Origin of the sequence: Streptomyces solincola (genome assembly GCF_002982015.1) — a bacterium.
Taxonomy (GTDB): domain Bacteria; phylum Actinomycetota; class Actinomycetes; order Streptomycetales; family Streptomycetaceae; genus Streptomyces; species Streptomyces solincola.
Window position 1 is genome coordinate 1 of the sequence record NZ_PVLV01000453.1, and the last position, 11,311, is coordinate 11,311.

8 protein-coding genes and 2 pseudogenes are annotated in these 11,311 nt (G+C 71.0%); 1 reads left to right on the forward strand and 9 read right to left on the reverse strand.

Annotated features, from left to right (window positions below; genetic code table 11):
* Nucleotides 1-152 precede the first annotated feature (152 nt).
* Nucleotides 153-878: pseudogene (locus C6N75_RS24335) on the forward strand (fumarylacetoacetate hydrolase family protein); the annotation flags it as partial.
* A 41-nt stretch (nucleotides 879-919) separates the two neighbouring features.
* Here C6N75_RS24335 and C6N75_RS24340 read toward each other — a convergent pair.
* The 9 genes and pseudogenes from C6N75_RS24340 to nuoH form a co-directional block, all read right to left on the reverse strand.
* Nucleotides 920-1,756 carry a dioxygenase family protein gene (locus C6N75_RS24340; protein ID WP_105871041.1) on the reverse strand — a complete coding sequence of 279 codons (837 nt, stop codon included), beginning with the start codon at nucleotides 1,754-1,756 and terminating at the stop codon, nucleotides 920-922.
* 106 nt (nucleotides 1,757-1,862) lie between these two features.
* Nucleotides 1,863-2,777: pseudogene (locus C6N75_RS24345) on the reverse strand (AraC family transcriptional regulator); the annotation flags it as partial.
* Nucleotides 2,778-2,923: 146 nt separating this feature from the next.
* Entirely contained in the window at nucleotides 2,924-4,573 is a 1,650-nt protein-coding gene (gene nuoN, locus C6N75_RS24350; protein ID WP_105871046.1) for an NADH-quinone oxidoreductase subunit NuoN, read from the reverse strand.
* Nucleotides 4,574-4,587: 14 nt separating this feature from the next.
* Nucleotides 4,588-6,159, reverse strand: coding sequence for an NADH-quinone oxidoreductase subunit M (locus C6N75_RS24355; RefSeq protein ID WP_105871043.1), 1,572 nt, complete (start codon nucleotides 6,157-6,159; stop codon nucleotides 4,588-4,590).
* A gap of 4 nt (nucleotides 6,160-6,163) precedes the next feature.
* Entirely contained in the window at nucleotides 6,164-8,104 is a 1,941-nt protein-coding gene (gene nuoL, locus C6N75_RS24360) for an NADH-quinone oxidoreductase subunit L (RefSeq protein ID WP_105871044.1), read from the reverse strand.
* 11 nt (nucleotides 8,105-8,115) lie between these two features.
* Entirely contained in the window at nucleotides 8,116-8,415 is a 300-nt protein-coding gene (gene nuoK, locus C6N75_RS24365; protein WP_004927567.1) for an NADH-quinone oxidoreductase subunit NuoK, read from the reverse strand.
* Nucleotides 8,412-9,281 (reverse strand): NADH-quinone oxidoreductase subunit J, encoded by an 870-nt coding sequence (locus C6N75_RS24370; RefSeq protein WP_105871045.1) that lies wholly within the window; start codon nucleotides 9,279-9,281, stop codon nucleotides 8,412-8,414. Before C6N75_RS24370 ends, nuoK begins: the two co-directional genes overlap by 4 nt.
* Nucleotides 9,278-9,907, reverse strand: a complete 630-nt coding sequence (gene nuoI / locus C6N75_RS24375; protein ID WP_265737442.1) for an NADH-quinone oxidoreductase subunit NuoI — start codon at nucleotides 9,905-9,907, stop codon at nucleotides 9,278-9,280. Before nuoI ends, C6N75_RS24370 begins: the two co-directional genes overlap by 4 nt.
* Complete coding sequence (gene nuoH / locus C6N75_RS24380; RefSeq protein WP_105871048.1) at nucleotides 9,900-11,267, reverse strand: NADH-quinone oxidoreductase subunit NuoH; 1,368 nt, start codon at nucleotides 11,265-11,267, stop codon at nucleotides 9,900-9,902. The genes nuoI and nuoH overlap by 8 nt, the downstream gene beginning before the upstream one ends.
* Nucleotides 11,268-11,311 lie beyond the last annotated feature (44 nt).

An 11,311-nucleotide genomic window follows, 5' to 3' on the forward strand; every position in this document is an offset into this window, starting at 1 on the left:
GTCTTGTCTGTATGCGTGACGTCGGCGGCGCTGTTATGTTTTCAGATGAAAGAGCGCGTCCTATGTGTCTGCATGTCTCGTGCGCCCGAATATGTTTTTTGCAAGCAGAAGGCGGCCTACGCGATTCCGCGGCCTCCCACGGGCTGGGAGTTGTGTATAAGGGAAGGGGCCAGCGCAAGGCCCCCCCCGCCCCCGCCCCCGTCTTCGGGCCGTCCGTCAAGCTCGACATCGAAGCCGAGGTCGGCTTCCTGGTCGGCGCCCCCTCCGCCCTGGGCACGCCGGTGGAGCTGGCCGACTTCCGCGACCACGTCTTCGGCCTCTTCCTCCTCAACGACTGGTCGGCGCGCGACCTCCAGGCGTGGGAGTACGTGCCGCTGGGGCCGTTCCTCGGCAAGTCCTTCGCCACCTCGGTCTCCGCCTGGGTGACCCCGCTGGAGGCCCTGGACGCCGCCCGCACCGCCCCGCCCACCCGCGACTTCCCCCTGCTCCCCTACCTCGACGACTCGACCGAGGAGGAGCCCGGCGGGTTCGACCTGCACATCACCGTCGCCGTCAACGGCGAGACGGTCGCCGAGCCGCCCTTCTCCACCATGTACTGGACGGCCGCCCAGCAACTGGCCCACATGACCGTCAACGGCGCCTCGCTGCGCACCGGCGACGTCTTCGGCTCCGGCACCGTCAGCGGCCCCGAGCCGCACCAGCGCGGCTCCCTGCTGGAACTCACCTGGAACGGCCAGGAGCCGGTCGAACTGACCACCGGCAAGCGCGCCTTCCTCGAAGACGGCGACGAGGTCACCCTCACCGCCTGGGCCCCCGGCCCCGACGGCGTCCGCGTCGCCCTCGGCGAGGTCACCGGCCTTATCGCGCCCACCGGCTGACGAGCTGCCGGGGGCGCCCGCTCCGGGCGCCCCCGGCCCCGTCAGACCGCCCGCCAGAGCGCCGGGGTGGTCGGCGGCTCCCACCCCCGTATCGCGGTGTGGCTGATCAGGCAGGTGTACGTCCGCCCGCCGTAGCCCACCCGGTCACCGGTGCGGTACGCCGTGCCCGCCGCCCACGCCTGGCCGGGCGGCGTCGGGGTCGGCGTCGGGTCCGGGCCGGGCCCCGGCGTCTGCGGCACGTCCAGCACGAAGTCGAACGACGCCTCCTTGGCCCCGCCGGCGTCCCGCACCGTCATCAGCAGCCGGGCGTCGAAGATCGGGTCGGTGTTGTTGCGCGGCTCGCCCGGGAAGTAGAGCTGCGTCGTCAGCACCGGCCGCCCCGGGGCCTGCACCTTCACATGGATGTGCCGGGTGCGCCCCGGGTACAGCCCCGGCACGATCGTGGTGAGGGCGAACTTCCCGGTCGCGTCGGTGAACTGGTGCCCGCGGAACCGGAAGCCGGTGTTGTCGTACGCGCCGTTGTGGTCGGCCTGCCAGAAGTCCAGCAGCACACCGCCCACCGGCAGGCAGGCCCGCCCGAACACGTACCCGCCGACCGTCAGGCGGGTGCCCACCGTGCCGGGCTCCACCAGCGAGGTCCGACGCGGGGAGTTCGGCTTGAAGTACGGCCCCTCCATCTGCGGCGGCGTCGGGTCGTCCCCGTCGTCGCACTCCGGCGTCAGCTCCGGCGCCGGGCCGCCGTCCCGCGCGGTGCGCGCCAGCGCCGGCACGCCCATCAGCAGCGCGGGCGCCGCCACCGAGGCGGCGACCGCCGCCCTCAGGACCGCCTTGCGGCTGGGGTGCGCGCCGTTCGCCGGGGTGCCCGTCTCGTCATCCATGCCTGCTCCTCGTCCGGGGCCGTCGGGATCGGTGACGAACCTAGGCGCGCCCCGGGGAAGCGGGCGATGGACTCGTCCCGGCGGTCATGGTGATTACCGCGGCTCACACCGGGACGCCCCGCCGGAACTCCCCCGGGCTGATCCCGGTCTCCCGCCGGAAGAACCGGCAGAAGTACGCCGGATCGCCGACCCCGGTGCGGGCCGCCACCTGCCGCACGGTGAGGTCCGTGCACGCCAGCAGCCGCTTCGCCTCCCCCACCCGGGCCTCCCGGATGAGCTGCCCCGGCGTCCGTCCGGTCGCCGCCTTCACCGCCTCGGCCAGGTATCCGGCGCTCACCCCCAGCGCGTCCGCGCAGGCCCGCACTGACCAGCGCGCCGGGTCGCCGCCGGCGAGCAGCCGCACGAACTCCGCCGCGACCCCCGCCGGCCGGGCCCCCGGGCCGGCCTCGCGCGCCGGCGGGCCCTCTTCCCGCGCCGGCGGACCCGCCGACCGGGCCGCCCGCACCACCAGGATGTGCAGCAGCGCCCGCAGCACCGTCGCGAACCCCTCCGCGCCCCGCCGGAACTCCTCCTGCAACTCCCCCACCAGGGCGGCGGCCCACTCCTGCGCCGCCCCCTCCAGTCGCAGCCACGGCCGCTCGGCCAACCGCCTCAGCAGCTCCCGGTCGGCCAGGTGGTCGAGGAGGAAGTGCTCCGTGAACAGGATGACCGTCCCCTCAAGCCCGCTCACCCCCTCCCAGTGGTGCACCTGCCCCGGCGCGACCACCCCCAGGTGCGGCGGGGCCAGCGGATGCCGCTCCCGCTCCACCACATGCGTTCCGCTGCCGGCCGTGACGTGCACGATCTCGTAGAACGTGTGCCGGTGCGGGAAGTCCGCGTAGGCCTCCGGTCCGTACACCTGGAAGGCGCCGATCTTGAACGGCAGCACGTTGGGCCTCGGCACCTCCAGCCGGTGCACGGGCATCGCCCCCTCGGCCGGTGACGGCGTCACGGTCCCCGGCGGCACCGTCGCTCCCCTCATCCCGCACACCCCTTCCCGTCCGCTTGACAGGTCCAGACCAGGATGGCGCATCGGCGTCCCCGCCGTCCCGGTGGTCGCGGGACCGACGCGACGGCGGGGCGCCCCCCTGCCGAGGGAGGCGCCCCGCCGTCGGTGCCGTGCCGGAGTCAGCGCACGAAGACGCCCGCGGAGCCGGCCAGGTCCAGGAAGTACTGGGGGGCCAGGCCCAGGGCCAGGGTGACGGCGACGCCGACGCCGATGGCGGTGATGGTGAGCGGGGAGGGGACGGCGACCGTGGGGCCCTCGGGCTTCGGCTCGCTGAAGAACATCAGCACGATGACCCGGATGTAGAAGAAGGCCGCGATCGCGGAGGCGATGACGCCGACGACGACGAGTGCGCCCGCGCCGCCTTCCGCCGCCGCCTTGAAGACGGCGAACTTGCCGGAGAAGCCCGAGGTGAGCGGGATGCCGGCGAACGCCAGCAGGAAGACCGCGAAGACGGCGGCGACCAGGGGGGAACGGCGGCCCAGACCGGCCCACTTGGAGAGGTGGGTGGCCTCGCCGCCCGCGTCGCGCACCAGGGTGACCACGGCGAAGGCGCCGATGGTCACGAAGGAGTAGGCGGCCAGGTAGAAGAGGACCGAGGACACGCCCTCGGGGGTGGCCGCGATGACACCGGCGAGGATGAAGCCGGCGTGCGCGATGGAGGAGTAGGCGAGCAGCCGCTTGACGTCGGTCTGGGTGATCGCGACGATCGCGCCGCCCAGCATGGTGACGATCGCGACGGCCCACATGACGGGCCGCCAGTCCCAGGACAGGCCGGGCAGGACCACGTACAGCAGCCGGAGCATCGCGCCGAAGGCGGCGACCTTGGTGGCGGCGGCCATGAAGCCGGTGACCGGGGTGGGCGCGCCCTGGTAGACGTCCGGGGTCCACATGTGGAAGGGGACCGCGCCGACCTTGAAGAGCAGGCCCATCAGGACGAGGGCGAAGCCGATGAGGAGCAGGACGTCGTTGCCCATGGTGGCGGCCAGCGCCGGGTTCACGTCGGCGACGGAGCCGTCCACCACGTCGGCGATCCGGGCGTAGGAGACCGAGCCCGCGTACCCGTAGAGCAGGGCGATGCCGAAGAGGAGGAAGGCGGAGGAGAAGGCGCCGAGGAGGAAGTACTTGACGGCGGCTTCCTGGGACATCAGGCGCTTGCGGCGGGCGACCGCGCAGAGGAGGTAGAGGGGGAGGGAGAAGACCTCCAGGGCGATGAAGAGGGTGAGGAGGTCGTTGGCAGCGGGGAAGACCAGCATGCCGGCGACCGCGAACAGGGCGAGCGGGAAGACCTCGGTGGTGGTGAAGCCGGCCTTGACGGCCGCCTTCTCCTGCTCGCTGCCGGGGACGGCGGCCGCCTCGGCGGCGAAGGAGTCGATCCGGTGCCCGTGGTGGGCCGGGTCGAGCCGCCGTTCGGCGAAGGTGAAGACGGCGACGATCGCGGTCAGCAGGATCGTGCCCTGGAGGAAGAGGGCGGGGCCGTCCACCGCGATGGCGCCCATGGCCGCAATCCGCGCCTCGGTGGAGGCGTGGCCGGAGGCGGCCAGCCCCACGGTGGCGGCGAACGCCGCCGCGAGGCCGACCACGGACAGGAAGAGCTGGGAGTGGTAGCGGGCCCGGCGCGGGACGAACGCCTCCATCAGGATGCCCAGCACGGCCGCGCCGACCACGATCAGCACGGGCGCGAGCTGCGCGTACTCGATGGTGGGGGCGGGGATCTTGTCGACCGGTTCGGCGGCCGTCGTCCACAGGCTGTGGACGGCGGGGGCGCTCAGGACGGCTGCGGTGCTCACTTGGCCGCCTCCACTTCGGGCCGGGGGTCCTTCTGCTGGACGTCGGACATGGTGTGCCGCACGGCCGGATCGACGATCTCGGTCAGCGGCTTGGGGAAGACGCCCAGGAAGAGCAGCAGGGCGATCAGGGGCGTGATGACGACCAGTTCGCGGGCCTTGAGGTCGGGCATGGCCCGGACCTCGGGCTTCACCGGGCCGGTCATCGTGCGCTGGTAGAGGACCAGGACGTAGAGCGCGGCGAGCACGATGCCCACGGTGGCGACGATGCCGGCCGCGGGATAGCGGGCGAAGGTGCCGACCAGCACCAGGAACTCGGAGACGAACGGGGCCAGTCCGGGAAGGGAGAGGGTGGCCAGACCGCCGATCAGGAAGGTGCCGGCCAGGACCGGGGCCACCTTCTGGACGCCGCCGTAGTCGGCGATCAGGCGCGAGCCGCGGCGGGTGATCAGGAAGCCGGCGACCAGCATCAGCGCGGCGGTGGAGATGCCGTGGTTGACCATGTAGAGGGTCGCGCCGCTCTGGCCCTGGCTGGTCATCGCGAAGATGCCCAGGATGATGAAGCCGAAGTGCGAGATCGAGGCGTAGGCGACCAGGCGCTTGATGTCGCGCTGGCCGACCGCCAGCAGGGCGCCGTAGACGATGCTGACCAGGGCCAGCACCACGATCACCGGAGTGGCCCACTTTGACGCCTCGGGGAAGAGCTGGAGGCAGAAGCGGAGCATCGCGAACGTGCCGACCTTGTCGACGACCGCGGTGATCAGGACGGCGACGGGGGCGGTGGACTCGCCCATGGCGTTGGGCAGCCAGGTGTGCAGCGGCCACAGCGGGGCCTTGACCGCGAAGGCGAAGAAGAAGCCGAGGAACAGCCAGCGTTCGGTGTTCGTCGCCATGGTCAGCTCGCCGCTCGCCCGCGCCTCGGCGATCTCGGTGAGGGAGAAGTTCCCCGCCACCACGTAGAGGCCGATGACGGCGGCGAGCATGATCAGGCCGCCGACCAGGTTGTAGAGGAGGAACTTCACCGCCGCGTAGGAGCGCTGGGCGGCGGCGTTCTCGTCGCTGCCGGAGTGCGCGCGGTCGCCGAAGCCGCCGATGAGGAAGTACATCGGGATGAGCATGGCTTCGAACAGGATGTAGAAGAGGAAGACGTCGGTGGCCTCGAAGGAGAGGATCACCATCGCCTCGACGGCCAGGATCAGGGCGAAGAATCCCTGGGTGGGCCGCCAGCGGCGGTTCGACGTCTCGTCCGGGTCGGCGTCGTGCCAGCCGGCCAGGATGATGAACGGCATCAGCAGCGCGGTGAGCGCGATCAGCGCCACCCCGATGCCGTCCACGCCCAGTTCGTAGCGGACGCCGAAGTCGGCGATCCAGGCGTGCGACTCGGTGAGCTGGTAGCGGGCGCCGCCCGGGTCGAAGCGGACCGCGACGAGCGCGGCCAGCACCAGGGTGGCGAGCGAGACCAGCAGCGCCAGCCATTTGGCGGCGGTGTGCCGGGCGGCGGGGACGGCGGCGGTGAGCACCGCGCCGAGCGCCGGCACGGCGGCGGTCACCGTCAGCAGGGGGAAGGACATCGGGTCACACTCCCCTCATCAGCAGGGTCGCGGCGATGAGCACCGCCGTACCTCCGAACATCGAGAGCGCGTAGGAGCGGGCGAAGCCGTTCTGCAGCCTGCGCAGCCGGCCGGACAGTCCGCCGACGGAGGCGGCGGTGCCGTTGACCACCCCGTCGACCAGGGAGTGGTCGAGGTAGACCAGCGAGCGGGTCAGGTGCTCGCCGCCGCGGACCAGGACCACGTGGTTGAAGTCGTCCTGGAGCAGGTCGCGGCGGGCGGCCCGGGTGAGCAGCGAGCCGCGCGGCGCGGTGACCGGCACCGGCTTGCGGCCGTACTGGGCGTAGGCGATCCCCACGCCGATCAGCAGCACCACGATGGTGGCGGTGGTGATGACGGCGGCGCCGACCGGCGGGTGGCCGTGCTCGAACTTCGTGACCGGCTCCAGCCAGTGCACGAAGGCGCTGTTGAGGGAGAACAGGCCGCCGGCGAAGACCGAGCCGAAGGCGAGGACGATCATCGGGAGCGTCATCGACGTGGGCGACTCGTGCGGGTGCGGCAGCTCGCCGGGGCGGTGGTCGGCGGAGGGCTCGACGTCGGTGGCGGCGTCGGCGGCCGGGGCCGGCTGCCAGCGCTTCTCGCCGAAGAAGGTCATGAGCATCACGCGGGTCATGTAGTACGCGGTGATGCCCGCGCCCAGCAGGGTGACCGCGCCGAGGATCCAGCCCTCCGCGCCGCCCTTGGCGAACGCCGCCTCGATGATCTTGTCCTTGGACCAGAAGCCGGACAGGCCCGGGAAGCCGATGATCGCGAGGTACCCGAGGCCGAAGGTGACGAAGGTGACCGGCATGTACTTCCGCAGGCCGCCGTACTTGCGCATGTCGACCTCGTCGTTCATGGCGTGCATGACCGAGCCCGCGCCCAGGAACAGCCCGGCCTTGAAGAAGCCGTGGGTGACCAGGTGCATGATGGCGAAGACGTACCCGATGGGGCCGAGTCCGGCGGCGAGGACCATGTAGCCGATCTGCGACATGGTCGAGCCGGCCAGCGCCTTCTTGATGTCGTCCTTGGCGCAACCGACGATCGCACCGAACAGGAGCGTCACCGCGCCGACCACCACGACCGCGAGCTGCGCGTCCGGGGCGGCGTCGAAGATCGCGCCGGAGCGGGTGATCAGGTAGACGCCGGCGGTCACCATGGTGGCCGCGTGGATCAGGGCCGAGACCGGGGTCGGGCCCTCCATCGCGTCGCCCAGCCAGGACTGAAGCGGCACCTGCGCGGACTTGCCGCAGGCGGCCAGCAGCAGCATCAGGCCGATGGCGGTCAGGGTGCCCTGGCCCGCCTGCCCGGTCTGCTCGAACACCGGCCCGAAGGTGAAGGTGCCGAAGGTGGTGAACATCAGCATGATCGCGATGGACAGGCCGATGTCGCCGACCCGGTTGACCAGGAACGCCTTCTTGGCGGCGGTCGCCGCGGACGGCTTGTGCTGCCAGAAGCCGATCAGCAGGTACGAGGCGAGGCCCACGCCCTCCCAGCCGAAGTACAGCAGCAGGTAGTTGTCGGCCAGCACCAGCAGCAGCATGGCCGCGAGGAAGAGGTTGAGATAGCCGAAGAAGCGGCGGCGGCGCTCGTCGTGCTCCATGTAGCCGATGGAATAGACGTGGATGAGGGTGCCGACACCGGTGATCAGCAGGACGAAGGTCATCGACAGCTGGTCGAGCTGGAAGGCGATGTTCGCCTGGAAGCCCTCCACCGGCACCCAGGCGAACAGCGTCTGGTGCAGGGCGCGTTCCTCCGCGCCGCGGCCCAGCATGTCGAAGAAGAGCACCGCCCCGACGACGAAGGAGGCGGCGGCCAGCGCGGTGCCGAGCAGATGCCCGAACCGGTCCAGCCGGCGGCCGCCGCACAGCAGGACGGCCGCTCCGAGCAGGGGCGCCGCGACGAGCAGCGCGATCAGGTTCTCCACGTTTCAGCCCCTCACAGCTTCATCAGGCTGGCGTCGTCGACCGAGGCCGAGTGGCGGGATCGGAACAGCGACACGATGATCGCCAGCCCGACGACGACCTCCGCGGCGGCGACGACCATCGTGAAGAAGGCGATGATCTGGCCGTCGAGGTTGCCGTGCATCCGGGAGAAGGCGACGAACGCGAGGTTGCAGGCGTTGAGCATCAGCTCCACGCACATGAACACCACGATGGCGTTCCGCCGGATCAGCACCCCGGTCGCGCCGATGGTGAACAGCAGCGCGGCCAGGTACAGGTAGTTGACGGGGTTCACCGGTCGTTCTCCTCCTCGTGCTCCGCGCCCCCGCGGGCGGTGCGCGCCGGAGCCGGGCGGCGACCGAGCCGCTCCTCGGACCGCTGCTCCAGGGCCTTCAGGTCGTTCAGCGCCTCGGTGGACACGTCGCGGACCTGGCCGCGGGCGCGCAGGGTCTGGCTGACGGTCAGCTCCGAGGGGGTGCCGTCGGGCAGCAGCCCCGCGATGTCCACCGCGTTGTGCCGGGCGTAGACGCCGGGGGCGGGCAGCGGCGGCAGGTGCTTGCCCTCGCGGACCCGGCGCTCGGCCAGCTCCCGCTGGGTGGCGGCCTTCTCGGTGCGCTCCCGGTGGGTGAGGACCATCGCGCCGACGGCGGCGGTGATCAGCAGGGCGCCGGTGATCTCGAAGGCGAAGACGTACTTGGTGAAGATCAGCGCGGCCAGGCCCTCGACGTTCCCGCCGGCGTTGGCGGCGGCCAGGCCGTTGGAGGCGCCGAGCGAGGCGCGGCTGATGCCGGCGATCAGCAGGGCGCCGAAGCCGAGCGCGCACAGCGCGGCCAGCCAGCGCTGGCCCTTGATGCTCTCCTTCAGCGAGTCGGCGGCGGTGACGCCGACCAGCATGACCACGAAGAGGAACAGCATCATGATCGCGCCGGTGTAGACGACGACCTGCACGATGCCCAGGAAGTAGGCGCCGTTGGCGAGGTAGAACACCGCCAGGATGATCATGGTGCCGGCGAGGCAGAGGGCGCTGTGCACGGCCCTCCTCATCAGGATGGTGCTCAGCGCGCCGATGACGGCGACGGTGCCGAGGATCCAGAACTGCACGGCCTCGCCGGTGGAGGTGGTCGACGCGGCGAGCGCCGCGAGGGAGGGTGCGGCGCTCATGCCTCGATCACCTTCCTCGACGCCGGCTCGTCCTCGCCGAAGTCGGCCGCGGCCTCCTGCGGCTGGGCGTCGACGTCCTTGGAGACGGCCTGCTGCGGGACGGTGCCGGGGGCGGCCTCGGTGACCAGGCCCCGGTAGTAGTCCTGCTCGTCCATGCCGGGGAAGATCGCGTGCGGGGAGTCGACCATGCCCTCCTCCAGACCGGCGAGGAGCTGCTCCTTGGTGTAGATGAGGTTCTGCCGGGAGCTGTCGGCCAGTTCGAACTCGTTGGTCATGGTCAGCGCGCGGGTGGGGCACGCCTCGATGCACAGTCCGCACAGGATGCAGCGGGCGTAGTTGATCTGGTAGACGCGGCCGTACCGCTCGCCCGGCGAGTAGCGCTCCTCGTCGGTGTTGTCCGCGCCCTCGACGTAGATCGCGTCGGCCGGGCAGGCCCAGGCGCACAGCTCGCAGCCGACGCACTTCTCCAGCCCGTCCGGGTGCCGGTTGAGCTGGTGCCGCCCGTGGAAGCGCGGCGCCGTCGTCTTCTCCTGCTCCGGGTACTGCTCGGTCAGCCGCTTCTTGAACATGGCCTTGAAGGTCACGCCGAAGCCGGCGACCGGGTTCTGGAACTTGTCCTCAGACACCGTCAGCCTCCTTTCCGTCACTCTGCATACGGCTATCGGGGCCGCCACCGACCAGCAGCTCGCGGTCTCCCCGCGGACGCCTGCGCGGTACCGGTGGCAGGGTCTGCCCGGGCAGCGGCGGTACGGGGTAGCCGCCGGCCATCGGGTCGAAGGCGGCCGGTTCGGCGTCCGCCGGTTCGCCCTTGCCGCCCTTGCCGCGGTCGCGGAAGGCGTCGGCCACGAAGGAGAGCAGCAGCACGACGATGACCGCGCCGCCGACGTACAGCACGATCTCGGTGAAGTCGTAGTTCTCGTTGCGCAGCGCGCGGACGGTGGCGACCAGCATCAGCCAGACCACCGAGACCGGGATCAGCACCTTCCAGCCGAGCTTCATCAACTGGTCGTAGCGGACCCGGGGCAGGGTGCCGCGCAACCAGATGAAGAAGAACAGCAGGAGCTGCACCTTCACGGTGAACCAGAGCAGCGGCCACCAGCCGTGGTTGGCGCCCTCCCAGAAGCCGGAGACCGGCCAGGGGGCGCGCCAGCCGCCGAGGAAGAGGGTCACCGACACCGCGGAGACCGTCACCATGTTCACGTACTCGGCGAGCATGAACATCGCGAACTTGATGGAGCTGTACTCGGTGTTGAAGCCGCCGACCAGGTCGCCCTCGGACTCCGGCATGTCGAACGGGGCCCGGTTGGTCTCGCCGACCATGGTGATCACGTAGATGACGAAGGACACCGGCAGCAGCACGATGAACCAGCGGTCGGCCTGCGCCTCCACGATGGTGGAGGTCGACATCGAGCCGGAGTAGAGGAACACCGAGGCGAACGCGGCGCCCATGGCGATCTCGTAGCTGATCATCTGGGCGCAGGAGCGCAGTCCGCCGAGCAGCGGGTAGGTGGAGCCGGAGGACCAGCCGGCCAGCACGATGCCGTAGATGCCGACCGAGGCGACCGCGAGGATGTAGAGCATCGCGATCGGCAGGTCGGTGAGCTGCATCGTGGTGCGGGTGCCGAAGATCGACACCTCGTTGCCGGCCGGGCCGAAGGGGATGACCGCGATCGCCATGAACGCCGGGATGGCGGCCACGATCGGGGCGAGGACGTAGACCGCCTTGTCCGCGCGGCGGACGATCACGTCCTCCTTCAGCATCAGTTTGACGCCGTCGGCGAGCGACTGGAGCAGGCCCCAGGGGCCGTGCCGGTTGGGCCCGATGCGAAGCTGCATCCAGGCGACCACCTTGCGCTCCCACACGATGGAGAACAGCACGGTGACCATGAGGAAGGCGAAGCAGAAGACCGCCTTGACGACCACGAGCCACCAGGGGTCGCGGCCGAACAGGGACAGGTCCTCCGCGGCCAGGATGTACGGGCTCAGGGACACCGGCAGCAGCACGATGAACCAGCGGTCGGCCTGCGCCT

What these genes read in the sequence shown, in the direction of transcription:
- C6N75_RS24340 (WP_105871041.1), bottom strand. Translation starts at nt 1,756, where the DNA reads ATGGATGACGAGACGGGCACCCCGGCGAACGGCGCGCACCCCAGCCGC.
- C6N75_RS24355 (WP_105871043.1), bottom strand. Translation starts at nt 6,159, where the DNA reads ATGTCCTTCCCCCTGCTGACGGTGACCGCCGCCGTGCCGGCGCTCGGC.
- C6N75_RS24370 (WP_105871045.1), bottom strand. Translation starts at nt 9,281, where the DNA reads ATGAGCGCCGCACCCTCCCTCGCGGCGCTCGCCGCGTCGACCACCTCC.